At 42.1% G+C, this 24,401-nt stretch carries 23 protein-coding genes; 7 read left to right on the forward strand and 16 right to left on the reverse strand.

The window, feature by feature from the left end:
* The first annotated feature begins 269 nt into the window (after window positions 1-269).
* Window positions 270-2,990: a tetratricopeptide repeat protein gene (locus tag ACOOE0_RS05925; protein WP_420401547.1), complete on the forward strand. Its 2,721-nt coding sequence runs from the start codon at window positions 270-272 to the stop codon at window positions 2,988-2,990.
* 123 nt (window positions 2,991-3,113) lie between these two features.
* On the forward strand, window positions 3,114-3,683 hold the full coding sequence (locus ACOOE0_RS05930; RefSeq protein ID WP_420401548.1) for a porin family protein: 570 nt from the start codon (window positions 3,114-3,116) through the stop codon (window positions 3,681-3,683).
* 27 nt (window positions 3,684-3,710) lie between these two features.
* Here the strand turns inward: ACOOE0_RS05930 and hflX are convergent, their stop codons facing one another.
* Window positions 3,711-4,922, reverse strand: a complete 1,212-nt coding sequence (gene hflX / locus ACOOE0_RS05935; protein ID WP_420401549.1) for a GTPase HflX — start codon at window positions 4,920-4,922, stop codon at window positions 3,711-3,713.
* Window positions 4,923-5,184: 262 nt separating this feature from the next.
* On the opposite strand from hflX, the gene ACOOE0_RS05940 reads away from it, so the two are divergent.
* Entirely contained in the window at window positions 5,185-6,129 is a 945-nt protein-coding gene (locus ACOOE0_RS05940) for an endonuclease (RefSeq protein WP_420401550.1), read from the forward strand.
* Between the two features lie 157 nt (window positions 6,130-6,286).
* Window positions 6,287-8,479 carry a S8 family serine peptidase gene (locus ACOOE0_RS05945; RefSeq protein WP_420401551.1) on the forward strand — a complete coding sequence of 731 codons (2,193 nt, stop codon included), beginning with the start codon at window positions 6,287-6,289 and terminating at the stop codon, window positions 8,477-8,479.
* An 88-nt stretch (window positions 8,480-8,567) separates the two neighbouring features.
* On the opposite strand, the gene ACOOE0_RS05950 is transcribed toward ACOOE0_RS05945, so the two are convergent.
* The 14 genes from ACOOE0_RS05950 to hemA form a co-directional block, all read right to left on the reverse strand.
* Entirely contained in the window at window positions 8,568-9,281 is a 714-nt protein-coding gene (locus tag ACOOE0_RS05950) for a 3'-5' exonuclease (RefSeq protein ID WP_420401552.1), read from the reverse strand.
* 9 nt (window positions 9,282-9,290) lie between these two features.
* Window positions 9,291-9,761, reverse strand: a complete 471-nt coding sequence (locus tag ACOOE0_RS05955) for a methylated-DNA--[protein]-cysteine S-methyltransferase (protein ID WP_420401553.1) — start codon at window positions 9,759-9,761, stop codon at window positions 9,291-9,293.
* Window positions 9,761-10,882, reverse strand: coding sequence for a CNNM domain-containing protein (locus ACOOE0_RS05960; RefSeq protein WP_420401554.1), 1,122 nt, complete (start codon window positions 10,880-10,882; stop codon window positions 9,761-9,763). The genes ACOOE0_RS05955 and ACOOE0_RS05960 overlap by 1 nt, the downstream gene beginning before the upstream one ends.
* Before the next feature lie 52 nt (window positions 10,883-10,934).
* The gene (locus ACOOE0_RS05965; protein WP_420401555.1) at window positions 10,935-12,131 is read right to left on the reverse strand and encodes a serine hydrolase domain-containing protein; all 1,197 of its coding nucleotides are present in this window, start codon (window positions 12,129-12,131) and stop codon (window positions 10,935-10,937) included.
* 121 nt (window positions 12,132-12,252) lie between these two features.
* A complete protein-coding gene (hemB, locus tag ACOOE0_RS05970) occupies window positions 12,253-13,242 on the reverse strand; it encodes a porphobilinogen synthase (RefSeq protein ID WP_420401556.1) in 990 nt (329 codons plus the stop codon).
* 13 nt (window positions 13,243-13,255) lie between these two features.
* Window positions 13,256-13,864, reverse strand: a complete 609-nt coding sequence (locus tag ACOOE0_RS05975; RefSeq protein ID WP_420401557.1) for a hypothetical protein — start codon at window positions 13,862-13,864, stop codon at window positions 13,256-13,258.
* A gap of 86 nt (window positions 13,865-13,950) precedes the next feature.
* Complete coding sequence (locus ACOOE0_RS05980) at window positions 13,951-14,739, reverse strand: PhzF family phenazine biosynthesis protein (protein WP_420401558.1); 789 nt, start codon at window positions 14,737-14,739, stop codon at window positions 13,951-13,953.
* Window positions 14,740-14,766: 27 nt separating this feature from the next.
* Window positions 14,767-15,126, reverse strand: a complete 360-nt coding sequence (locus tag ACOOE0_RS05985) for a four helix bundle protein (RefSeq protein ID WP_420401559.1) — start codon at window positions 15,124-15,126, stop codon at window positions 14,767-14,769.
* 33 nt (window positions 15,127-15,159) lie between these two features.
* On the reverse strand, window positions 15,160-16,065 hold the full coding sequence (gene hemF, locus ACOOE0_RS05990) for an oxygen-dependent coproporphyrinogen oxidase (protein WP_420401560.1): 906 nt from the start codon (window positions 16,063-16,065) through the stop codon (window positions 15,160-15,162).
* A complete protein-coding gene (locus ACOOE0_RS05995) occupies window positions 16,062-16,439 on the reverse strand; it encodes a DUF6973 domain-containing protein (RefSeq protein WP_420401561.1) in 378 nt (125 codons plus the stop codon). The genes hemF and ACOOE0_RS05995 overlap by 4 nt, the downstream gene beginning before the upstream one ends.
* Window positions 16,440-16,620: 181 nt before the next feature.
* Window positions 16,621-17,646 carry a uroporphyrinogen decarboxylase gene (gene hemE, locus ACOOE0_RS06000; protein ID WP_420401562.1) on the reverse strand — a complete coding sequence of 342 codons (1,026 nt, stop codon included), beginning with the start codon at window positions 17,644-17,646 and terminating at the stop codon, window positions 16,621-16,623.
* A 59-nt stretch (window positions 17,647-17,705) separates the two neighbouring features.
* Window positions 17,706-18,371, reverse strand: coding sequence for a uroporphyrinogen-III synthase (locus ACOOE0_RS06005; RefSeq protein WP_420401563.1), 666 nt, complete (start codon window positions 18,369-18,371; stop codon window positions 17,706-17,708).
* A complete protein-coding gene (gene hemC, locus ACOOE0_RS06010; protein WP_420401564.1) occupies window positions 18,349-19,275 on the reverse strand; it encodes a hydroxymethylbilane synthase in 927 nt (308 codons plus the stop codon). Before hemC ends, ACOOE0_RS06005 begins: the two co-directional genes overlap by 23 nt.
* Complete coding sequence (gene hemA / locus ACOOE0_RS06015; RefSeq protein WP_420401565.1) at window positions 19,272-20,528, reverse strand: glutamyl-tRNA reductase; 1,257 nt, start codon at window positions 20,526-20,528, stop codon at window positions 19,272-19,274. The genes hemC and hemA overlap by 4 nt, the downstream gene beginning before the upstream one ends.
* 210 nt (window positions 20,529-20,738) lie before the next feature.
* On the opposite strand from hemA, the gene ACOOE0_RS06020 reads away from it, so the two are divergent.
* Window positions 20,739-21,617: a helix-turn-helix domain-containing protein gene (locus ACOOE0_RS06020; protein ID WP_420401566.1), complete on the forward strand. Its 879-nt coding sequence runs from the start codon at window positions 20,739-20,741 to the stop codon at window positions 21,615-21,617.
* Between the two features lie 9 nt (window positions 21,618-21,626).
* Window positions 21,627-22,379, forward strand: coding sequence for a ThuA domain-containing protein (locus ACOOE0_RS06025; RefSeq protein ID WP_420401567.1), 753 nt, complete (start codon window positions 21,627-21,629; stop codon window positions 22,377-22,379).
* On the opposite strand, the gene ACOOE0_RS06030 is transcribed toward ACOOE0_RS06025, so the two are convergent.
* Complete coding sequence (locus tag ACOOE0_RS06030) at window positions 22,365-23,216, reverse strand: N-acetylmuramoyl-L-alanine amidase-like domain-containing protein (protein WP_420401568.1); 852 nt, start codon at window positions 23,214-23,216, stop codon at window positions 22,365-22,367. The genes ACOOE0_RS06025 and ACOOE0_RS06030 overlap by 15 nt on opposite strands.
* Window positions 23,217-23,334: 118 nt before the next feature.
* Between ACOOE0_RS06030 and hemH the strand changes: the two genes are divergently transcribed.
* Window positions 23,335-24,366: a ferrochelatase gene (hemH, locus tag ACOOE0_RS06035; RefSeq protein WP_420401569.1), complete on the forward strand. Its 1,032-nt coding sequence runs from the start codon at window positions 23,335-23,337 to the stop codon at window positions 24,364-24,366.
* Window positions 24,367-24,401 lie beyond the last annotated feature (35 nt).

Genomic DNA, 24,401 nt, shown 5'->3' on the forward strand with positions numbered 1-24,401 from the left:
GTTGGTCTTTTTCCAAAGCGATGGAATCCTCTGGACAATAGTTGAGAATAGCCGTTGAAAATCTTGTTTTGGATACACAAATGGGATAAAATGGAACTTCCCTGTTAGTGTTCCAAATGAGATTGTACTACCATTATTCGTTCAATTTGAATAACTTGTAGGTAATAGGCCCAAAGGTGGTACGGCAACTCCATATCCTTTTTTTTCTTGTTTCGATTTTTGCGTTCCCCCAATCGAAGGTGGACAGTATACTTCATAAATTACCATCCATGCCCGATGACAGCCTCAAAGTAAAAGCATACTTTGACCTGTATTGGCAAACGTTTCGAAATAGCTACCCAGATGCGCTCAACTATGCCTTGGCGGCAGAAGAATTGACAAAGAAACTTAATCGTGAATTTGAGTATGCAGATGCCAAACGGGTAAAGAGTTTTGCGCTCTCAGGTTTGGGGAGGAACGTGGAAGCCAAGGCAGCATTGGATGAAGCCCTAGAAATTTTTGTCCGCCTGAATGATAAAAAGATGGAGGCCGACGTATTGACCGAACTTGGCTACCTGGATCACATCCAATCCAACTTTGAGGATGCCCTGAACCATTATTTTGCTGCCTTGGAATTGGCCAAGGAAGTTGAAAACAAGGACAACGAGGCACGTATCCTAAATTACGTAGCCAGCATCTATAAAAAGCAAAAGCTGTACGACAAGGCCATATCCCATTATAAAAACGCATTGGCTCTAGTTGAAGAACTCGATTTTAAACCAGGGATTTCTGCTTGTCTAACCAATTTGGCTGGTGTATACATGGAAGTTGACAGATTTGAAGATGCCTTGAAGTATCATGAACAGGCGCTGGAACTTAAAATTTTGATGAATGATAGATTGGGACAGGGCAGGGTGTTGAACAATATTGGGGTGGTCTATAACAAGCTCGAAGACTTTAAAAGAGCAGGACCAAAATTTGATGAGGCGCTTGCCCTGGCCCAAGAGGTGGGAGACAAGAACCTGTATTCCGATGCCATGTTTGGGAAAGTGGCTACAGCATTTGGTCTAGGGAATTTTGAGGAAAGCATTCGCATGTCCCAAAATTTAATGGTACAATCCAAACCCCTCAAGGACTTGGAGCTGGATCTAAAACTTCACAAATATCTACAAGGTTCTTACGCAAATCTGGGAGATTTTGAAAAGGCCCACTCGCACGCCCTTCAAAGACAGGTTCTTTCGGATAGTTTGTACAGTAAAAATATGCTTTCGGTCACCAACGAGTTGGAGGCCAAATACCAAAACGATCAAAAGACCAAGGAAATAGAACTCTTGGCATCAGAGAAGGAGCTTCAATCCCTCCAACTAAAAAAAAGGGAAACCGAAAGAAATGGAATCATTGTGCTGACCCTCCTGTCGCTTTTACTGGGAGGGTTGTTTTACAACCAGTTTCGAATCAAGAAAAAAGCCAATAGGGAACTCCGTGAATTGGATGAATTGAAGTCCAATTTTTTTGCGAATGTTTCGCACGAATTTAGAACTCCCTTGACACTGATCAAAGGGCCCATTGAACGATTGGAACAAAATCCTGAAGAAAGTCTGGATCGGGAGGATGTGAAAATGATACGAAGGAATGCAAATAAAGTTCTTGGGTTGGTCAACCAGCTGTTGGAGCTTTCCAAAATAGACCAGGGGAAGTTAAAATTAAAACCTACGGAGGGTGATGTGTTCAAATGTCTTTGGGCCGCTACCTCGTCCTTTAATTCACATGCGGCCCAGCGGAACATGGATTACCGCGTGCAAATACCGGATACGCCCTTGTGGGCCTCTTTTGATCGGGACAAACTGGAAAAAGTGGTCTATAACCTATTGAGCAACGCATTCAAATTTACCCCAGATGGATCCTTGATTAGTTTTTGGGCCAGTTATAAGGAGGGGGAGCTCAATTTGCAGGTTTCCGATTCGGGAAAAGGCATTTCCGAAGAAAAACTCCCTTTTATTTTTGATCGATTTTATCAAGTTGATGGAGGGAGTACCAGGGAACAGGGAGGTTCAGGTATTGGATTATCGCTTTCGAAAGATTTGGTTGCATTGATGGATGGAACTATTACAGTAACCAGTGAGGAAGGAAAAGGTACTTTTTTTACCGTGCAACTACCGGTAACCAAAATTGAGACAAGGCGGACAAAGGCGGATGCAATTCGTCAGATAGATTCAGACAAAGAACGTCCAAACCCCTTTGAGCTTACCAAGGCAGATAAGCGAAAATTGCCTCAAATATTATTGGTGGAGGACAATGCGGATATGAGACAGTTCATCAAAGGGAATCTTTTGGATTTATACCGAATAACCGAAGCACATCACGGAGCGGCTGGGGTGGAAAAGGCCAAAAGCATGGAACCTGATTTGGTAATAACCGATTTGATGATGCCAAAAATGGATGGGATAGAACTTTGCCAAATATTGAAGAGCGATTTGGAAACAAGTCATTTGCCGATCATTATGCTGACCGCTAGGGCGGGAATGGATAACAAGATTGAAGGCCTGGAAAGTGGAGCGGATGAATATATGACCAAACCATTTAATGCAAAGGAACTTAGAACCAGGGTAAAAAACTTGATTGCCCAAAGAGAGCGCCTCAAACAGCATTTTACCGATTTAGAAAACAAGGTGGATCCTTCCAAAGTGGCAACTACCTCATTGGATCAAAAGTTTCTGGAAAAGCTGTTGGAAGTTTTGGAAGAAGAACATTCAAATCCCCAATTTGGAGTTCCCCAGATGCAAGAAGCCATGGCCATGAGCAAAACCCAATTGCATCGAAAATTAAAAGCGCTTACCAATGAATCCCCTGGAGAACTTCTTCGAAATTTTAGATTAAAACGGGCGGCGCAACTTCTTTCCAGCAAGTCGGATTCGGTTACCCAGATTGCCTATCAAGTAGGTTTCAACAATCTCTCCTATTTCGCCAAATGCTTTAAAGCACTCTACGGGGTTTCCCCTTCTTCCTATTAATTGCCTTCCAGGAACACAAGTGTCATCATCTGGGATTAAACTGTCAGCGTAAAACAGATACTGCAAGTAGTTTTGGAGAGATTCCAAAGTGTCCCCATAATGTCAAACAAAAATACTTTTACAATGAAAAAATTGATTTTGTTTTCAATGACCTTGATCTTGCCCCTTTTGACGCTGCAGGCTCAAGATGTTCAGTTTGGGGCTAAGGCTGGACCCAACTTTGCCATTCTTCAACCTGATTTGAATGACCCCACCACGCGAACAGCCCTCCATTTGGGAGCGGTAGCTGAAGTCTCCATTTCAGAGAAACTGTCCATCCAACCAGAGTTATTGTTCTCTGCCCAAGGGACAAAGGATGAATCTGATGATGATGAGATTGTTAGATTGGATTATTTGACCCTTCCCATCTTGGCCAAGTTTTATGTGGCCGAAAACCTTAGTATTGAGGCTGGACCACAAATAGGGATTTTACTCAAGGCCGAAGTAGAGGACAATGGAGAAACCACAGACTTAAAGGACATTACCAAATCAACCGATTTGGGCATTGCCTTTGGAATGGGATACAAATTGGACAATGGGCTTAATTTTGGGGCTCGATATATCTTGGGTTCGGATGTAAATGATTTGGATGAGGACCCGGACAAATTCGCCAATCGGGTATTTCAATTGTTTGTCGGGTATTTTTTTGATTGAAACCTCCCAACCGAAACCCAGATTGGACTAATATTGATCCAAGTGTTCTGGGTATAAAAAGTTGTTATAAGGAAAACGGGTTACGTGGATGTCTCTTACTTCATCGTACACCCGTTTTCTAAACTCGTCCAAATTTTCCTTGTTCAGCGCGGAAATAAAAAGGGCGCGATCACCAATCTTACTGAACCAGGTCTTTTTCCATTCTTCTATTGTAAAGTGCGCCTTGGTCTTTTCCGTGACCAAATCGTCATCTTCGATTACTTCCGCTTCGTATTGATCAATTTTGTTGAAGACCATAATGGTCTTTTTATCCGCACTTTTAATCTCATCCAGGATTTTGTTGACGGAGGCTATATGTTCTTCAAAATTGGGATGGGAAATGTCCACCACGTGTAACAGCAGATCCGCTTCCCTTACCTCGTCCAGGGTACTCTTGAAACTCTCCACCAATTGGGTGGGCAATTTTCGGATAAAACCAACGGTGTCGCTCAGCAAAAAAGGAAGATTGCCAATGACCACCTTTCTGACTGTGGTATCCAAAGTTGCAAAAAGCTTGTTCTCCGCAAAAACATCACTTTTGCTGATGACGTTCATAAGCGTAGACTTGCCCACATTGGTATAGCCCACCAAAGCTACCCTGACCAGAGCGCCGCGGTTACCCCTTTGGGTTTCCATTTGGCGGTCGATCTTTGACAGCTTTTTCTTTAATAACGCAATTCGATTACGAACAATACGTCTATCCGTTTCAATTTCTGTTTCCCCTGGACCTCGCATACCAATACCCCCACGCTGACGTTCCAAGTGGGTCCAAAGTCCGGTCAAACGCGGAAGCAGATATTCATATTGGGCCAGTTCCACCTGGGTTCGGGCATAGCTTGTTTTGGCGCGTTGGGCAAAAATATCCAGGATTAAACTGGTTCGATCCAAAATCTTGCACTTGAGAATTTTCTCAATATTATTCTGTTGGGCTGGGGAAAGCTCATCATCAAAAATGACAGAACCTATTTCATTTTCCTTGACATAGCGCTGCACTTCTTCCATTTTACCACTACCAATGTATGTCTTTGGATTGGGCACCTCAATGCGTTGGGTAAACCTTTGGGTGACCTCCCCACCGGCCGTGTAGGTCAAGAATTCCAATTCATCCAAATACTCTTTAACCTTGGCATCACTTTGATCCTTATTGATTACTCCAATAAGCACCGCCTTTTCATAATCTATGGCTTTCTTTTCTAGCATTGAATAGTTTAATGGGAGTTTTTGAGTCCAAAATGTTCTTCTAAACGTTGATCTACGACACTTGGATGGTTGCCTTCTGAATCCGGGGCCAAAAACTCTGTTATTTGGATTCCCGCTTTAGCGGGAATGACATTTTACGGGTTCCTCGTGGTCGGCCACGAGGAATCCTTTTCTATTAAAGTGCAAATCTAATCAATGTTTTGGAAGCTGTTTTTTGTACTTTGTGTTTTTAAACACTATTCCATTTAATTCCATAGAACTGATGCATCAGGAAGACCAGTTTACCATCGCTTTTTACAATCTCGAAAATTTCTTTGATACCCATGACGATCCCCACACCTTGGATGATGACTTTACTCCGGATGGAAAAAAGGAGTGGAGTGAATCCAGGTTTCGGAAAAAGTCCAAGAAGCTGGGCAGGACCATTGCGTTGATGGGAAAAGACTATAGTTCCGTACCTCCGGTATTGGTTGGGGTGGCCGAAGTGGAAAACAAAATAGCATTGGATGCCATTCTTGGAACAAAGTCGATCAAGGAAGTGGATTATGATTATGTCCACTTTGATTCTCCTGATGAGCGGGGAATAGATACCGCATTGATCTACCATAAAGATCATTTTAAAGTCTTGGATGCGGAGATTATTCCACTACTGATTTCCAATGGTAATGGGGATAGGGATTACACCCGTGATATTTTATATGTTCACGGGAGACTACATGACGAAGAAATACATGTCTTTGTGAACCATTGGCCCTCTAGAAGGGATGGGGCAGATGAGACAGAGCACAAGCGCATCAAAGCTGCGGAAACCGTTTTGGACAAGATCAATGGTTTGGAAAGCGAGAATCCCAATATTATTGTCATGGGGGATTTTAACGACGACCCCAACTCCAAGAGCATCCAAACCCTAATGGACTCAGGATTGTTTGTGAATCCCATGCAGCAACTATTGTCCCCGGCTACAGGAAGCGCAAATTATAAAGGGGAATGGAGTTTATTTGATCAAATCTTGGTTTCCCATAGTTTTTTGAATTACCAAAAAGGAACCCATAGTTTTAAAAAGGCCAAAATCTTCGCGCCAAAATTTTTAAAGGAATGGAAAGGAAAATACAAAGGCAACCCATTCCGAACCTATGTGGGCAAAAAGTACTTGGGAGGGTATAGTGATCACTTTCCTGTTTATATAGTGATGAAGGAAAATCGATAAAAACAAAAAGAAGGAAAATTACTACACCACACCTTTTGGATGTTTCACAACACCTCTTTCCAAAAAGCGGTGTATTTCATCGAATTAAAAGGGTTTTTCGTCGATGATTTAGTGGTCAAATTTATTTTTGTAGTCCTAATCTTACTTAATCAATATTATGGATGGCAAAAATTCTACTTGGGCAAAAGGGCTTTTTACCTCCTATTTTTTTCTCTTTTCTTTTTATTTGGGACATGGTCAGACCTCGGACCAGCAACAGTTTATCCGTTCCACATATAATCAAAGTAAGATGACTTCCTTTATTTCAAAATGGAAGGAAGAACAGAATACCAAGGAAGCCCAATTACGGCAATTGATTACGGGGAAAGCTTGGAAACAAGTAGAAAAGCAGAAAGATGGTGCCGTAGTATCTCTCCAGGACATCGGAACAGATGGCACCCCCATATTTTATACCACCCTCAACGATCCAACCCGACAAACCTCACGCGCGCATACCTTATATAGTAATGGTTTGTTGGATTTGGGCTTGGACGGTACCGGAATGACCGTAGGAGTATGGGATGCTGGGGTTAGCTTGACCACACACCAAGAGTTCAACGGGAGGGCGGCGAATGGAGATGCCAGCGAGGAAGTGGATGCACATGCCACCATGGTAACAGGAAATTTAATCTCATCCGGGATCAAACCCAATGCCAAGGGAGTGGCCTATCAGGCAAAAGCTATTTCACACAACTGGACAAGGGATAAAATTGAGGTGGCGGAAGCTGCCATGAATGGGCTTTTGATGAGCAATCACTCCTATGGAATTAAATCCGACAGGGTTCCTGATTGGTACTTTGGAGCTTATATCAGAGTTTCGCAAGATTGGGATAAAATCATGTACAATGCACCTTACTACCTGATGGTAACCGCTGCTGGAAATGCCCAAAAATCCTTTGATAACGAAAGTCCCATTTACGGAAAGACTGCGGATGGGTATGATTTGTTGTTGGGTTTTGCTACGTCCAAAAATGGACTTGTAGTGGCCGGTGCCAATACGGAGATTGGAAGTAAAGGAGAGCTCAAAAATGTAAAGGTAGCAGCCTACAGCAGTTTGGGACCGGTTGATGATGGAAGAGTAAAACCGGATTTGGCGGGAGATGGATCGTCCATTCTTTCTGCTTCCTCAGAGAGCAATACAAGCTATAATACTTCCTTTGGAACTTCCATGGCTGCACCTGGGGTAACCGGTTCGTTGCTTTTGCTTCAGCAATATCACCAAGAATTGTTCGGTAGTTATATGAAGGCTGCAACACTAAAAGGTTTGGCCTTGCACACGGCTGATGATGTGGAGACCAAAGGGCCCGACTATAAAATGGGCTGGGGGGTTATGAATGCTAAGACGGCTGCGGAATTACTTCAAAATAGGGAATACAGCAGTATGGTGGAGGAAGAAAGTCTTTTGGATGGCGAAACTTTTTCCATGACCATTGAAGCAAGGGAAGGACAAACCTTAATGGCCTCCATAAGCTGGACCGATCCAGAAGGGGAATACATCAATAGGGGAGAGATGAACAATGGGACTGCGGCCTTGACCAATGATTTGGACATCCGAATTTCAAAAGACGGTAAAACCTATTTCCCTTGGAAATTGAACCCTTCCAGAGCCTCAGATGCTGCGACACAAGGTGACAATCTTGTAGACCCTTACGAGCGAATTGAAATTTTAAATGCTCACGGAACTTATACCATTACTGTTGCGCACAAAGGGAGTTTGAAAAATGGATTCCAGGATTTTTCCTTGATTCTATCAGGGGTTAAAGCTTCGCTTTGTGAGACCTCTGTTCCTGAGGGATTGGATTTACTCTTGTCCCATACAGATGGAGTTACCGTAGGATGGGAAGAAGCGGCGGAAACACTGTTTGAGCTGCAGTACAAGACCTATAGCGATAATGAATGGCAGTCCCAATTATCATGGGAAAACAGCAATGATCTTTCCAATTTGACCACAGGACAGGTTTATCAAGTAAGGCTACGTTCCATTTGTACCGAAAGCGCTGTTTCTGATTTTTCGGATGAAATCCAGTTTGAGTTTAGGGGCGAGGAAACGGAATTGTTCACCTACGAACGATTATCGTACGGGGAAGAACTTTCCATCACCGTATTTCCGAATCCGGCTGTAAGCCAAATTGCTGTGGACGCCAAACTTTCGGAAGATGCCATGTATTCCATAATTACCACATCGGGAAATACAATTAAATCCGGGAAGGCCAGAGGTCCTATTGACGTTTCCTGTTTAGCTTCCGGATTGTATGTTTTGATGGTGGAAGACCATGCAGGGATGCGAACTACAAAATTCTATAAAAGCTGACCCATCAAAACTTTCAAAAACCTTAGAACGGGCGGTGTGGTCACTCACGAAGAAGAAAATACCAGATTACTCTTGAAGCTTTTCTTTCTTAGACTCTTTTGATTTCTTGTTCTTCCAAGAGCGTTTCATTCCGTAGACGGAGGAAAACCTGCGCTGTGGTCACCACATCCAATTCGCAGTAGGAGATAATTCTGTCCAAGTCGTTATCCTGATAAAAGACTTCCCGAACCATACTTCCGTCCATATCTTCCTTGGGTGAAGGAACTCCCAATACATGGGCCATCAATTTTAATGAGGTGTAATGTTTGTAGTCCCCAAATTTCCATAGTTCCATGGTGTCCAAGTGTGGTACTTCCCATGGCTTTTTCCCGAAAAGATCCAGCTTGTATGGCAAATTGATTCCATTTATGACCATTCTACGGGCGATATAGGGAAAGTCAAATTCCTTGCCATTGTGGGCGCAGAGTAGGTGTTTAGCTTGATTGAAGTGGTCTTTTAAAAGCTGTTTGAATTGTTTGAGCAATTCCGTTTCCTCTCCATGAAATGAAGTGACCCTAAAATTTCTAGAATCTCCTTTAAACGTAAAATAGCCTACGGAAATACAAATGATTTTTCCAAATTCTGCCCAAATCCCCGCCCGTTCGTAAAATTCTTCAGGAGTAAATTCTTCTTTTCGCTGGTATTGTGTTTTTTGGGCCCACAATTGTTGGGTGATCTCATCCAATTGCCCAAATTCAGGTTTTTGGGGCACGGTTTCAATATCCAAAAAGAGGATGTGTTCCAGGTTAAGTTTGTAAAGCATGGTCAAGTATTAAAAAAGAGCCATCTGTTTGGCAGGGCTCTCATGTTCCAACAGCCATTTTTTGCGGTATAAACCGCCAGCATATCCGGTGAGGTCGCCATTGCTTCCAATGACCCTATGGCAGGGAACAATGATCCAGAGTGGGTTTTTGCCATTGGCAGCGGCTACTGCCCTAATGGCTTTGGGGTCGCCTAAGCGTTTGGAAAGCTCAAGATACGAAATAGTTTTTCCGTAGGGGATCTCTTGCAGCAATTCCCATACTTTTTTTTGAAATGAAGTACCTTCAGGGTTGAGCTTTAGGTCGAATTTTTGCCGTTTTCCCTCAAAATATTCCCGAAATTGGCATACAGCATCTTCCAGCACTTCCGGAATTATTCCGATAGGTACATTTTCATCCAAAACTCGTGCGGAAACAAGCCCGTTTTCATCTCCCTTGAACTCTGAAATTCCTATAGGAGTTTGTAAATAAGCTACTTCCACTATTCTACTTCATTTATACCTTCAATAAGTCCTAAACGCCTTGCTCGGGATTCCCAGTTCTTTCTGGCCAGTAATTGAAGGTCTTCCACGTTATCACTTTCGTCCATGATTTCCAATCCAAGAAGGGTTTCAATCACATCTTCCTGGGTTACCAGGCCACTTACGGAACCGTATTCATCTACAACCAAGGAAACATGCTCATTTTGTTCCACAAACTTTTCAAAAAGCTCAGGAATGGGCTTGTTTCTATTGGTCACCAAAATTTCCCGTTTAATGGTTCCCAGATTTTCTTTCCCTTTTTTATTGATAATGGCCTCGAGCAATTCGTCTTTTAGGAAAAAGCCGGTGATGTTGTCCATGCTGCTTTTATAAAGTGGAATCCTGGAAAAGCGCAAAGGTCTATTGGCCTCAAAAAACTCCTGGATTGTGGTGTCTTCCGAAGCTATTTTCATAACGGTTCTTGGTGTCATCACATCTTTGGCCAGGATTTCATCAAATTTCAATAGGTTTTTTATCACCTTGGATTCAGATTCTTGGAAAACCCCTTCCTCATGGGCAATCTCGGTCATGGCTGTAAAGTCCTCCCTGCTAAGGACACTTCCGTGATGTCCTTTTTTACCAATAAGTCTGGTGAACAGTTGCAAAAGCCACAGCAAACCAGTCCATTTGAGGAGAAATACCATAATCTGCAAGGCTTTGGCCGTAAAATTGGCCAACTGCTTCCAGTAGGTAGCACCAATGGTTTTGGGAATAATCTCGGAAGCCACTAAAATCAAAATCGTCATAATGGTAGAAACCACCCCGACCATCAGGTCTTCGGTAAATTCGATACCAAAAATTGTTCTGGTAGTGTTGCCGTACAGTTCAGCGTAGGTAACCTTGGCTTGCACCCCTACCAAAATAGCACCGACAGTGTGGGCTATGGTATTTAAGGTCAAAATGGCTATCAAGGGTTTGTCCACATCCTTTTTAAGGGTTTCCAACTGCGCAGCATATTCCTTTCCTTCCTGTTTTTTAAGATTGATAAATGTGGGGGAGATGCTAAGCAATACTGCTTCCAAAATGGAGCATAGAAATGAGAAAAAAATGGAAATAAAAGCGTAAAAAAGGAGAAGACCCATGGGATTTATCTAGTTGTACTAAGGTAATGATTCGGATTGAATTCCAGCTACATCATTTGGCAAGAGCCGTGTAAAAAACATCCTGAAGCGCTGTCCGTATATTTAAACTGTAAAGTTTACGATGTGTACGCGTAGGGTATACCCTGTTGGACAAGAATACAAATACCAATTGGTTTTCTGGGTCTGCCCAAACAAATGTTCCTGTAAATCCAGCATGCCCAAAGCTTTTAGGGCTAGCCTTTGGGGACGGGTAGGCATCTGCTATGGCTAGGGTGTCATTACCCAAAAGTGGTTTGTCAAAGCCCAGTCCCCTGCGGTTTTCATTTTCAGGATACTGCACTTTAATAAATTCCTCTACTGTAGCTTTGGATATGATTTGTTCTCCGCCTAGGGTGACACCGAGACTTTGGTAAAACAACATGATCTTGGCCAAATCCTCTGCTGTTCCAAAAAGCCCAGCGTTGCCCGATATTCCACCTAGAAGCGAAGCATTTTCATCGTGGACCCAGCCATATGTCAGATCTTTTCTAAATAACGTGTCCACTTCTGTAGGAACAATTTTATTGGGATATCCCTTGGTCATGGGATTAAAACCTAAGGTCTTGCTGCCAATGGGATCGTAAAAGGTAGTTTTTAAATAGGACTCATAAGCTGTCCCAGTTAGATTGGAAATCAGTTCCGGGTAAATCAAAAAGGTGAGTCCTGAATAGCGGTACTTTTTGTCTGTAGAAACTTCAGACCTATTAATCATCCTGTAGATTTTTCTGAGGAACCTGTTTTTGACATAGAGTCCTTCATACACCTGTTTTTGAAACTTTTCGGATGGCTTTGTACGGATAAAACGCTTCTTGATTTTTTCTTTTTTCATCACTTTTTCCAAGAAGATGATGTACGGAACCAAACCCGCCTGATGGCTCAGAATCTCACGAAGGGTCAAATCTTTTTTGTCTTTACGTTTCGCCCAGGGTTCCCAATAGGTACTAAAAGGAGCATCCAAATCCAGTTTTTGCTCATCCACCAACTTCATAAGGGCGGGCAAGGGCCCGGTAATTTTGGTTACTGAGGCGAGATCATATAAATCGTCCAGTCCAACTTTTTGAACACTGTCATAAGTATGGTAACCATAAGCTTTGTGAAAAATAACCTCGTTGCCCTTGGCGACTAGAATTTGGGCACCTGGAAATGCCTGTTCCTGGATTCCGAGCTGCATGATGGAATCCACTTGTTGGTTAATGGATGACTCATCCATGCCCAAGTGGGATGGACTTGAATGTTCCAAGTTAGTTTGGGCAAAATTTTGCCCATAGCATGTAACTAAAAAAATCAAGAGAAGTATGGGTTGTTTCATAGGACGGTTATATGCCTTAAAGTTAACCCATTATGCGGATAAAATCCCTAGCAAAATAACTGGCAATTATATTGGCGCCAGCTCTTTTGATAGCGGTGAGTTGCTCTAGCATTACTGAGTCATGATCCAGCCAGCCCTTTTCAGCGGCGGCCTTAAGCATGGCATATTCACCAGAAACCTGATATACTGCTACTGGGACATCCACCTCATTCTTGATTTCACGGACAATGTCCAAATAGGGTAATCCTGGCTTAACCATCACAATATCGGCTCCTTCATCCACATCCATTTGAGTTTCTCGGATAGCTTCAAACCTATTTGCGTAATCCATTTGATAGGTTTTTTTATTCTTGGGCACATTGGCGATATCCACTGGTGCTGAATCCAAAGCATCCCTGAAAGGACCATAATATGCACTGGCATATTTGGCTGAATAACTCATGATTCCTGTGTTGTGAAAACCCTCATCTTCCAGGCCTTCACGTATAGTTAGGATTCGGCCATCCATCATATCGCTTGGAGCAACGAAATCCGCTCCGGCCTGGGCATGTGAGACGCTCATTTCAGCCAACACTTCTGAGGTTTCATCGTTTAAGATTTGACCTTCGGCCACAATACCATCGTGGCCATAAGAAGAAAAGGGATCAAGGGCAACATCCGTCATGATCAACATTTGTGGACAAGCGCTTTTGACCGTCTTAATGGATCGCTGCATCAATCCATCTGGATTTAAAGCTTCTTTGCCCATGTTGTCTTTCAATTCATCAGCGACTTTCACAAAAAGCAAAACGGCACAAAAGCCCATTTCCCATAGTTCCTTCACTTCCTTTTCCAGATAGTCCAAACTCATGCGATAATAATTGGGCATGGAGGGGATTTCCTCCTTAATACCCTTTCCCTCAACCACAAAAAGGGGAACCAAGAAATCATCAGGTGTGATTGTAGTTTCTCGAACCAACCGTCTAATGGATTCGGAGGCTCGAAGTCTTCTATTTCGAATTAGTGGAAACATATATTATTGAATTTTAAAGCCAAGGTTTAACAATGGATTCTATTTCATCATAGGGTTTGTGCCCAAACCAATGTTCAAGGATGTTTAATGTCTCATCAAAAAGCACAAAAGTGGGAGTACCTCGAAATTGGTTCAATGTAAAAGTAACAGGGATTATGGGATTGGTAGTCAGATAATCCTTGATTTTGAGATCAAATTGTTGTCGCTCCTCCGTTGATGCTTCGGAATAATTTGGGAAATTATTTCCAATGTGGGAGATATTTTCTTGGGTAATGAAAGATGCATCACTCAACACATCCATAGCCACAGGGAAATCAATACTTGAAAGCTGAAAATCATTGGGATGGGATTCAGCTGCCTTTTTGGTTTCACCAACCAGCTTTTTTTCTGACAATAACAAGCTTGTATTATCATGGGTATTCAGTTCAAAATCCTCAAAAGCAGTACTCAATCCCAGAAAACTTAATTGCTCCCCGTATGCCTTTTGGAGATTGCTAACTGTTGGAAAGCCATAGAAAAAACAACCTGGGCAATTCACTTGAAAAACGAAGAGTAAATTTCGTTTTCCAGGAGCAAATTCACCTTGCAAAAGGGAGGCATATTCCAGTCTTAGTTTTTTCATGTTTTAAATCGTGTTCTGACACGAACCTGTCAGCCAGTAGGCAGGTTTCACTAATTTTTCAAATGGCCTTATGGGGAGCGCATGTTTTAGATTTCAATTTCACCTATCAGATACGGTACTGCCTTCCCAGATATTTTTACCCGATCACCCAGGTATTCGCAAAGCAAGTCGCCGCCTCTCTTTGATAATTGCCTTGCCTTGAGTTTGGTTTTTCCCAAGACTTTGGACCAATAAGGGGTCAATGTGGTGTGTGCAGACCCCGTAACTGGATCTTCAGGAATGCCACATTGAGGGAAAAAGGCTCTTGAAACAAAATCAACCTTATCTCCTGGTGCGGACACAATCACTCCTCTGCAATCCAACTGATCTAACAAATGAAAGTTGGGTTTAATGGCCTCAATTTCCTGTTGGGAGTTGTATATCAATAGATAGTCTGTTTTCCCCTTTATGGTTTTAATAGGGGTAAGGCCAATGGCATTATTGATTTCCGAGATTCCCCTTAATGCAGCTGTTTGATCCGTGGGAAAATCCAAGGTCATCAACCCATTGGAATGTTGTTCTACGGACAAAGCACCACTTCGCGGGGAATGAAAATTGATTGTTTTTTCATTGACTCCGTGGTAGTTGAACAGCACATAGGCGGTGGCTAAAGTAGCATGTCCACAGAGATCCACCTCCGTCTCTGGAGTGAACCAGCGTAATTCAAAAACGTTGTTTTTTTGAACTACAAATGCGGTTTCGGCCAGGTTGTTTTCCTCTGCAATTTGCTGCATCAATTGGGAATCCAACCAAGAATCCAAAATACAAACAGCAGCGGGATTGCCACCAAAAACATGGTCAGTAAAAGCGTCTATTTGGTATAGGGTAAGTTTCATTATAAGGTAACAGCTTACGGTTTACGGTTATAAGTCTTGTTTTATCTTTTTGATCAAGGAGGCCAACATTTTCTTTATCTCCTCAATTTTGGAGGATAAGTTACTAAACTGTTCATCGTTAATGAAGTTTAGTTCTTTTGAAAGCATTATTAAATATTCCAATTCGTGAGCGGAGCCAGATGAGATGTATAGAAATCGGATCAACTCCTTTTGGGTTTCTCTTCCACAACCTTCTGCAATATTTGTTGGAATCGATATTACTGCTCGGTTGATTTGGGATACCAGTCCGAATTGTTCTTTTTTTGGAAAAGCGTCGGTAGTTTGATAAACTTCAATTACCAAAAGGTGAGCTTTTTGCCAAACTTTATAATTTCTGTAATCAACCATAAACTGTTTTGCTAGATGCTGTTAGCCGTAAGCCTAGCGAACCCATTCTCGGGGTGATTGTAACACCTCAATTAACTTCTCCTCCTCGCTTCCCTGTTCTGGATGATGGTCATATTGCCATTGCACATGGGGTGGAAGGCTCATTAAGATACTTTCTATGCGGCCATTGGTTCTTAGACCAAACAATGTACCCTTGTCATGCACTAGGTTAAATTCAACATAACGACCCCTCCTGATTTCCTGCCAATCCCTTTGTTCTTGCGTATAAGGCAGGTTCATTCTTTTTGTAACGATTGGTACATAAGCATCAAGAAAGCTGTTCCCAACCTCGGTTACAAAGCTGTACCAATCCTCCATTTGCATGGTATCCGATTTTTTACAGTAATCGAAGAAAAGACCGCCGACCCCTCTTGCCTCGTTTCTGTGCGCATTCCAAAAGTACTCGTCACAGCGCTTTTTATAGTTCGGATAAAATTCTGGGTCATGGGTCTCACAGGCTTTTTTGCAAACCGAATGAAAATGCTTGGCGTCTTCTTCAAACAGATAGTAGGGCGTCAAATCCTGTCCGCCCCCAAACCATTGGTCTACTATGTTACCTTGTTTGTCATACATTTCAAAGTAACGCCAGTTGGCATGTACCGTTGGCACCATTGGACTCTTAGGGTGTATGACCAAACTTAGACCACAGGCAAAGAAATCTGCATCCTGAACCCCAAAATACTGTTGCATGCTTTTAGGAAGTTCCCCATGAACGGCAGATATGTTTACACCTCCTTTTTCAAAGACGTTTCCATTTTCGATCACCCGGGTTCGACCTCCACCACCTTCTGGACGTTTCCATAGATCTTGTTGAAACTTCGCCTTGCCATCCACTTCTTCCAATTTGGAAGTTATGGTGTCTTGTAATTGCTCTATATAGGCATAAAATTTATCTTTCATTGTTCTTCTACGATATGGATCAATTTGTTATGTAAGCTTTCAAGGTCTGAAGCGGAGTTAACTTTTGTGGAGACTGCTGCCATTTGTTTTAGCATGACCACCATATGATGTACGGAATGCGATTCCTGTTCACGAAAAAGAATCCTGCCTATGGCATTGTTGTGCAAATCCATCTTTTTGGCTAATTCCGAATTTGGAAATGCATGCTCATGCCAGTCCGTTATTTTCTCCGTCCATTTCAATACTCTTTGCTTGTTTTTATTCCATTTATGGCATTTTTGGGCAATCAAAAAATTCCATAATGCGTGCCTAAATGCGTTGGCAGGGCCGTTTTTGTGATGCAGTTTGCCATATTCCCTTGTTGAAATCGCCATGCATTCCCTGGTTGCCAATAGGGTGGGCCAAACCAACAAAGGGTATTTCAAACACAGTTTTATTAGAAGCCAAATGCTTTTAAGATCCAATCGTTGCAAAACCTTGAAAGGATTCATGGTGTTGTTTTGATCTTTAGTTTCTGAACTTCAAATTCAGTCGGCATCCTTAGCTTGCTTTTTTCTATTCTTTATATGCTTTTACCGCATCGATAAAGGCTTGGGCATTCTCCAAAGGAATATGGGGCAAAATACCGTGTCCTAAATTCACCACATATCTGTCCTTGCCAAAATCCCTGATCATTTGGGTGACCATTTCCTTGATTTTAGCTGGTGGAGAAAGCAGTCGGGCAGGATCAAAGTTTCCTTGTAAAGTGATTTTGCCTCCAGTAAGATATCGGGCATTTTGTGCCGAACACGTCCAGTCCACACCAACGGCTGAAGCACCCGATTGGGCCATTTCCCTTAGGGCGAACCAACATCCTTTTCCAAAAACAATTACTGGAGCTTCATCTTTCAAAGCATCCACAATCTGCTGGATGTACTTCCAGGAAAATTCCTGATAATCCACAGGAGATAACATTCCGCCCCAGGAATCAAATACCTGGACAGCGTTTACCCCTGCTTTCACCTTGGCCTTTAAATACGAAATTGTAGTATCCGTAATTTTCTGAAGCAACTGGTGGGCAGCTTCAGGTTGGGTAAAACAGAACCCTCTTGCCTTGTCAAAGCTCTTACTGCCTTGCCCTTCCACACAATAACAAAGAATGGTCCATGGTGATCCAGCAAAACCGATCAATGGGATTTCATCCTCCAACTTTTCCTTGGTCATGGTAATGGCATCCATAACATAGCCCAAAGATTCTTGGATATCTGGGATCACAACCCGATCAACATCTTCCAAGGAGCGAATGGGGGAAGGGAGGTAAGGGCCAAAATTAGGCTTCATTTGAACCTCAATATCCATGGCTTGCGGAATCACCAAGATATCGCTAAAAAGAATGGCCGCATCCATTCCGTATCTGCGGATAGGCTGTACGGTGATTTCTGAAGCCAATTCTGGAGTCTGGCATCGAGTAAAGAAGTCATACTTCTTTCTTAGTTCCATGAATTCGGGTAAATAACGTCCTGCCTGACGCATCATCCATACGGGAGGTCTGTCTACCGTTTCACCTTTTAGTGCTCTAAGGAACAAATCGTTTTTAATCATATGTATCATTTGCATTCCTGCCTTAGCAGGAGTCTTATTTTAATGTTATGGATTCCACATCAAGTGCGGAATGACAGCTTTTTCACAGCCTGTACCAACACATTTTCCACTGTTGGTCGCTTCGCGATAATCAACTTATCTGAATATTTCTTGGCTTCTTGCGCTGTGGTATGTCCAATGCAAAAAAGCCAACTATCTTTAATGCTGTTTTCCAATAGAAAACTTTTTATACCACTTGGACTAAAAAAAAGAAGGCCATCAAAGGAGCGGTTAAACTTTTTTGGAACCAATTCCGTTTGATAGACCTCTATTTCATCATACCGAATGTTATTTTCTGATAAAATGTTGGGCAATTCTTCCCTTCTCCGATTTCCGCAGATAAACAAAAAATGTTCTTTTTTATGGTTTTTTTCTATAAAATGAGCCAATTCTGAAGCATTTTCTGCCATTTTAACCACATTTAGACCGTTTTCCTCCAAAAGCGATTTAGTTTTTTCACCCACACAAAATATGCGGTAGGTTGAAACTTGTAGTTGAGGGGATTGATCAAGAAATGCCCTTACGGCATTCTTGCTGGTAAAAATTAAGTGAGTAATCTGTTGTGGAATATCAACCTCCAAAAAATTAAACTTTAGTGCGTTGTATTCTATCAGGCCAATACCGGAATTAAGGAATAATTCTTTTTGGGAATGCGATAGAACCTTAGTGGAGAGCACTGTTTTCATTTCGAATCTCGTCCATTAATTTATCTCCCCCCTTGTCAAGGATTTCCTTGGCAGATTTTTGTCCCAATTCTTTGGCTGCGGTCAAGGAAACGGTCTTTTCTATTTGAAGCTTTTGACGTCCATCCAAGGAAAAGAGAACTCCTTTAAAATGAACATTTTCATTTTCTATGTGGGCCAAGGCACCTATGGGTGCTGTACAACCCCCTTCCAAAGTCCTCAGGAACTCCCTTTCTATACTAGTTGCCAACTCAGAATTGGAATGATTCAGTTTTTGGAGGGCTTCTCTTGAAAATTCATCATTTTCCATGGCAACCGCCAACATGGCGCCTTGCGCGGGAGCGGGAACCATCCAATCCAGAGGTAATACATCCTTAGGTAACAACTTGATTCGTTCCAAACCAGCCTTGGCAAAAATGGCCCCTTGCCAATCGTTTTCTATGAGCTTGATGAGCCTCGTATTCACATTACCCCTAAGATCTACAACTTTATGATTTGGATATTTGTTGAGCCATTGTGCTTTTCTTCGCAAACTCCCTGTGGCAATGGTTGCTGGAACATCATTATCCAAAAAATCCAACCCTTTGTGAACCAATATATCTTCGGTAACAGCCCTTTCCAGAACAGCAGCTTGAACGATTCCTTTTGGGAGTTGCGTTGGCACATCTTTCATGGAATGGACAGCAATATCTATCTGGCCTTTAAGCATGGCCACGTCCAGCGTTTTCGTAAAAATTCCAGTTATGCCAAGTTCATAAAGCGGCTTGTCCAAAACTTGATCACCTGTGGATTTTATAGGAATCAGGGTGCTGTCATATCCCAAATCGGCCAACTGGTTTTGGACGGTTGTAGCTTGCCATAATGCCAACTCGCTATCGCGAGTACCAATTCTTATGATTTTGCTCATTTCGAATCGATTTCTAATTGGAACACCTTTTGGATAAGTTCCAAACTATCGGCAGTATCTACCTCGGCACTCTTTAAATGGTTTGCGAATTGTTTAGTGATTTTTTGGATAATGCGCTCCGATAGAATTTCGGCCTGATCTTGGTTAAAATCGGAGATTTTCTTGGAATGGAAATCGATTTCCTCCGCCTTCATGGTGTTCAATTTTTCTTTAAGAGCATTGATGACGGGAGCAAATTTTCGGGTTTCCAACCATTTGATAAAATCCTTTTTCACTTCTTCAATAATGCCCTCGGCTTTTGGGATAAAGGCTTTTCGTTTGACCAGGGTATCATCTGTAATCCGAGAAAGTTGGTCCAAGTGTACCAAAGTAACATTGTCCAACTCCTGAACATCATCCGAAACATTTTTTGGAACGGATAGATCCAGAATCAACAAGGGTTTTTTGGGATAAATGAGGGCCTTGGAAACCGTAGGTAGTTGGGCACCAGTCGCAACTACAAGGATGTCAGCCTTTCTAATTTCTGTCTGAAGATCTCCATAATCCTTGACTGTTAAATGAAATTTCCCGGCAATGTCCTCTGCTTTGGCCCGCGTTCTATTGATTAGGGTAATATGGGAATTGTTGGAATGCTTGATCAGGTTTTCACAGGTGTTGCGGCCTATTTTTCCAGTTCCAAACAATAAAATATTCTTGTTTTCAATATCCGAAACGTGATTTAGGATATACTTTACCGAGGCAAAGGCCACAGATGTGGCACCGGAAGAAAGTTCGGTTTCATTTTTGATCCGTTTACTAGCCTGAATCACAGCATTGCAAAGTCGTTCTATAAATGGATTGGCCATTTCGTGCTTTTTGGCACGGTAAAAGCCCTGTTTGATTTGACTAATGATTTCAAAGTCGCCCAAAATTTGACTGTCCAATCCAGTGCCCACTTTGAACATGTGCGATATGGCATCATGGTTTTTGAACACATAGGCTACCTCTTGAAACTCTTCCACACTTCCTGGGGTTTCATCACAAAGTGCTTTTATCAGTTGAAAGGGATGTTGGGCAAACCCATACAACTCGGTGCGGTTACAGGTAGAAATGGCTAGGAGTCCATCCACACCCTGTTCTTTGGCTTGAACCATAATGCGATCAATGGCAGGGACATCCAAACTGAACTTTCCCCTGACTTCGGCATCTGCTTTTTTATAGCTTAAGCCAATGGCATAAAAAGAATTATGTCTTGAAATGTGGTAACTCCTCATAAAGGATATTAAAACGGTAACAAAAGTAAGTGCACTATTTCACAAAAAATAACGCTAGCGGTACTATAAGTATCAGACAAGAGGCCATTAAGGGTTCTTTTAGCGATAAATTCCCAAAAACATTGATTTTATTGGTAAATTTGATAGCGCATTAGTTAATTTAGAGCCATTCTAAATAGAAGAAAATAAGAAATTCAAGCCATTAACTATATGAAAAATGTCGCCGAAGGGTCATACCAGGAAATTTTGATTGAAGAGGGCTTTTATGTCCTTAAGATTCAGAACGATACAGATCAAACCCGATTTGTGGAACGGGAGATTGACAGCTCTTTCATACAGTTTCACTTTTGTTTAAAAGGAGGTGGAAAATTCAATTTTAACCAAGGAAATTATCAATTGGAAGTATCTGAGGAAAATTCACTTTTACTCTATAACACCCAAAAGGATTTGCCTCTGAATCTTAGCGTGTTTCCGGATACTTGGCTACTATCCGTGGTCATGACCATACGAAAGTTCCATTCGCTATTCTCCAATGAAGCCAGCTATATTCCTTTCTTGAGCGAGGAGAACAAGGAAAAAAAATACTATTCCCAAGAAGTGGTTACTCCCGCTATGGCCGTGGTTCTAAGTCAGTTGATGAACTACAACCTGCATCCTTCCATCAAGACGCTGTATGTAAAGGGAAAGATTTATGAATTGATGTCCCTGTATTTCAACAAAACCCAAGATGCCGATTTGGAGCAATGCCCCTTTCTGGCTGATGAAGACAACGTTAAGCGGTTAAAACTGGCCAAGGAAATTATTATATCCAGAATGGCGGAACCTCCCACATTAGCCGAACTGTCACAAGAAATAGGTCTGAGCTTAAAAAAACTTAAGGAAGGGTTCAAGCAAATTTATGGCGATTCAGTGTATGGATTTTTGTTTGATTACAAGATGGAATACGCTCGAAAAATGTTGGAGGCTGGCGGGCATAATGTGAATGAGGTGGGTTTAAAAGTTGGGTATAGTACAGCCAGTCATTTTATCGCATCATTTAAAAAGAAGTATGGGACAACACCCAAAAAATATTTAACTTCAAGCACTTAAATAATCAACATGAAGTCCTACAAGCTGTTCCTTTTGGCCCTTTCCATGGCCATAGGGGTAAATGCCCAAGACCAAACAGAAACAGAAGAGTCCGCGCAAACCAAAATACCGGAGCTGGTTTTAATATTTAGCAAAACCGAAGGCTATCGGCATAAGTCTATAGAAAAAGGTGCGCAGACCTTAAAGGAATTGGGAAGGGCCAATGGTTTTATCGTATTACAGACGGAAACCTCAGCGGACTTCAATGCGGCAAACCTTAAAAACTACAAGCTTGTTGTTTTCCTGAGTACTACTATGGATGTACTTAACGATCAAGAGCAAGATGCATTCAAAGCTTATATAAATAGTGGCGGGAATTATATGGGAATCCATGCGGCAACCGACACCGAATACGACTGGCCTTGGTATGGTAAAATGGTAGGGGCCTATTTTGAAAACCATCCACAACAGCAAAAGGCCAGAATTGAGGTGGTGGACAGAAACCATCCATCCACCCAGCACCTAAAGGAAGAGTGGTTTCATTTTGACGAGTGGTACAACTTTATGAATCTGAATCCGGATGTCCATGTGCTCATGAAGTTGGATGAATCCAGCTATGATGGCGGAACCAATGGGGATAACCATCCTATAGCGTGGTACCATGAATATGATGGTGGCAGGGCATTTTACACTGGATTGGGGCATACAGAAGCAGCCTTTGACGATGCTGATTTTAAACAACACCTTCTAGGCGGAATTGAATGGTGTTTAGGGCGAAAGTAACGTTGGCCTCGCCACAATAATCCCAATATTACTTTTTATTTTTTTCAGGTAGTCCACCAGGGGTTCTTGGGTAATTCTTACCGAACCTGAGCTGGAAGCATGAAGTAAATGGATTCTCCCATTGTGCTCGATGGCAAATCCAGTGTGGGTAACATCCAGTCCTTTAATGGATGTAGCAAGTGCGATGATATCTCCTGAGCGGATGCTATTCTCCTTGTTTTCGATTTCATCTTGGGCCAGAATGCAAAGACTTTCTTTGGCTAATTCTTGTTCCACCTGCAGCATATCATGATAGTTTTGATCGTCCGCCAAAAAAGGATAAAGTTCTCTATGGGTGCCCATAAAGTTGATGGCTTTTTTGTGCTCTTTACCACCCAATTCGTTGGTGATGTTTTTGACCAATCCCTTTTGTTCATTGTTTCTAATCCATTCCGTAAAGTAGTGCAAACGAGAAGGATATCTATCTAATTTGCCATTTCTATACCGAATGGTCTCTAGGTTTTTGGCAAAATTTTTAAACTGCTGTTCCTTGTTTTGAAGCAAGAGGCTAAAGGCTAAAACATTCTCCACATAGGTAGTACAATCAAAGCCCCTAAGATTAATCACCAAGGACTCGGTTTCTCCAATTTCAAGGGTTTTTTCAACATAGGGCATTCCCATAAATGAATTGCCCACCGCCATGATCGGATTTTCCAGAACAGCATTATCCATTTGTTCCAGCTGATCCATCTTTATGGAAAAGGCAACTGAATCGTTGGGCACACAAACAATTTGAGCTTGGAGGGCACAAGTTGTTAAAAGAAAAAGCGCCAAAAGAAATAGGAATATCCGTTTCATCTTTACTATTTACGCTCTAAATTAATATTATCTATAGAGTTATAGGAAACAAATTCACGGAATCAAATAGTAGATCAATCCCAAATAGTATTTTTGCCATGCTATAGAATAAGCCGCTATGAAAGGAGTACTACTTGTCAACTTAGGTTCACCGGACAGTCCAACTGCTAAAGATGTAAAACCCTATTTGGATGAATTCCTTATGGATGAGCGGGTCATAGATACCCCAAAATGGCTGCGCAACATCATTGTAAGGGGAATAATATTGCAGACACGACCCAAAAAGTCAGCCGAGGCGTATTCCAAAATTTGGTGGGACGAAGGGTCTCCATTGATTGTAATTTCGGAGCGATTTGCACAAAAAGTACAACAGCAAACCAAGATGCCAGTGGCTTTGGGAATGCGATATGGTTCCATGACCATAAAAAAGGGACTGCAAGAATTAAAGGATAAGGGTGTGGACGATGTTTTGTTGGTACCGCTATATCCGCAATATGCGATGAGCTCTTTTGAGACTGTGGTTGTCAAGGCTATGGAAGTGCAGAAGGCGCATTTCAATGAACTGAAGATAACCACTTTACCCGCTTTTTATGGCAACCCAGATTACATCGAAGTACTTTCAAAAAGTATAGCCAAGGGACTGGAGGGGTTTGATTATGACCATATTTTGTTTTCCTATCACGGAATTCCAGAACGACATATTAGAAAGTCAGATCCCACAAAATTCCATTGCAAGATTGACCAAAGTTGTTGTTCCACCAATTCGGTAGCCCACCATACCTGTTATAGACACCAGTGCTTTGCAACTACAGAGAAAGTAGAGGCGGTTTTAGGATTGGAAGAAGATAAAACGAGTATTTCGTTTCAATCCAGATTACCAAATGATCCTTGGCTAAAGCCGTTCACAGATTTTGAGTTTGAACGCCTGGCCAAAGAAGGAAAAACCAAGTTGGCGGTGATTACTCCGGCTTTTGTTGCGGACTGTTTGGAGACATTGGAGGAGATTGCTATGGAAGGAAAACATCAGTTTATGGAGGCTGGAGGGGAATCCTATATCCATATTCCCTGTTTAAATGAAGATGAGGATTGGGTATCTCTTATGGCCAAATGGATCAACGAATGGGAGAGTGAGGGAACTCTTCCAATATGAACTAATTGTCAGGTCGAGCGCCATGTCTGCCGACA

The organism is Flagellimonas sp. (assembly GCF_965215805.1).
Lineage (GTDB): Bacteria > Bacteroidota > Bacteroidia > Flavobacteriales > Flavobacteriaceae > Flagellimonas.

What these genes read in the sequence shown, in the direction of transcription:
- hflX (WP_420401549.1), bottom strand. Translation starts at nt 4,922, where the DNA reads ATGCTAGAAAAGAAAGCCATAGATTATGAAAAGGCGGTGCTTATTGGA.
- ACOOE0_RS06020 (WP_420401566.1), top strand. Translation starts at nt 20,739, where the DNA reads ATGAAAAATGTCGCCGAAGGGTCATACCAGGAAATTTTGATTGAAGAG.
- ACOOE0_RS06025 (WP_420401567.1), top strand. Translation starts at nt 21,627, where the DNA reads ATGAAGTCCTACAAGCTGTTCCTTTTGGCCCTTTCCATGGCCATAGGG.
- ACOOE0_RS05960 (WP_420401554.1), bottom strand. Translation starts at nt 10,882, where the DNA reads ATGGGTCTTCTCCTTTTTTACGCTTTTATTTCCATTTTTTTCTCATTT.
- hemE (WP_420401562.1), bottom strand. Translation starts at nt 17,646, where the DNA reads ATGATTAAAAACGATTTGTTCCTTAGAGCACTAAAAGGTGAAACGGTA.
- hemC (WP_420401564.1), bottom strand. Translation starts at nt 19,275, where the DNA reads ATGAGCAAAATCATAAGAATTGGTACTCGCGATAGCGAGTTGGCATTA.
- ACOOE0_RS06005 (WP_420401563.1), bottom strand. Translation starts at nt 18,371, where the DNA reads ATGAAAACAGTGCTCTCCACTAAGGTTCTATCGCATTCCCAAAAAGAA.
- ACOOE0_RS05985 (WP_420401559.1), bottom strand. Translation starts at nt 15,126, where the DNA reads ATGGTTGATTACAGAAATTATAAAGTTTGGCAAAAAGCTCACCTTTTG.
- hemA (WP_420401565.1), bottom strand. Translation starts at nt 20,528, where the DNA reads ATGAGGAGTTACCACATTTCAAGACATAATTCTTTTTATGCCATTGGC.
- ACOOE0_RS05945 (WP_420401551.1), top strand. Translation starts at nt 6,287, where the DNA reads ATGGATGGCAAAAATTCTACTTGGGCAAAAGGGCTTTTTACCTCCTAT.
- ACOOE0_RS06030 (WP_420401568.1), bottom strand. Translation starts at nt 23,216, where the DNA reads ATGAAACGGATATTCCTATTTCTTTTGGCGCTTTTTCTTTTAACAACT.
- ACOOE0_RS05995 (WP_420401561.1), bottom strand. Translation starts at nt 16,439, where the DNA reads ATGGCGATTTCAACAAGGGAATATGGCAAACTGCATCACAAAAACGGC.
- hemH (WP_420401569.1), top strand. Translation starts at nt 23,335, where the DNA reads ATGAAAGGAGTACTACTTGTCAACTTAGGTTCACCGGACAGTCCAACT.
- ACOOE0_RS05930 (WP_420401548.1), top strand. Translation starts at nt 3,114, where the DNA reads ATGAAAAAATTGATTTTGTTTTCAATGACCTTGATCTTGCCCCTTTTG.
- ACOOE0_RS05940 (WP_420401550.1), top strand. Translation starts at nt 5,185, where the DNA reads ATGCATCAGGAAGACCAGTTTACCATCGCTTTTTACAATCTCGAAAAT.
- hemB (WP_420401556.1), bottom strand. Translation starts at nt 13,242, where the DNA reads ATGTTTCCACTAATTCGAAATAGAAGACTTCGAGCCTCCGAATCCATT.
- ACOOE0_RS05965 (WP_420401555.1), bottom strand. Translation starts at nt 12,131, where the DNA reads ATGGATGAGTCATCCATTAACCAACAAGTGGATTCCATCATGCAGCTC.
- ACOOE0_RS05950 (WP_420401552.1), bottom strand. Translation starts at nt 9,281, where the DNA reads ATGCTTTACAAACTTAACCTGGAACACATCCTCTTTTTGGATATTGAA.
- ACOOE0_RS05925 (WP_420401547.1), top strand. Translation starts at nt 270, where the DNA reads ATGCCCGATGACAGCCTCAAAGTAAAAGCATACTTTGACCTGTATTGG.
- ACOOE0_RS05975 (WP_420401557.1), bottom strand. Translation starts at nt 13,864, where the DNA reads ATGAAAAAACTAAGACTGGAATATGCCTCCCTTTTGCAAGGTGAATTT.
- ACOOE0_RS05980 (WP_420401558.1), bottom strand. Translation starts at nt 14,739, where the DNA reads ATGAAACTTACCCTATACCAAATAGACGCTTTTACTGACCATGTTTTT.
- hemF (WP_420401560.1), bottom strand. Translation starts at nt 16,065, where the DNA reads ATGAAAGATAAATTTTATGCCTATATAGAGCAATTACAAGACACCATA.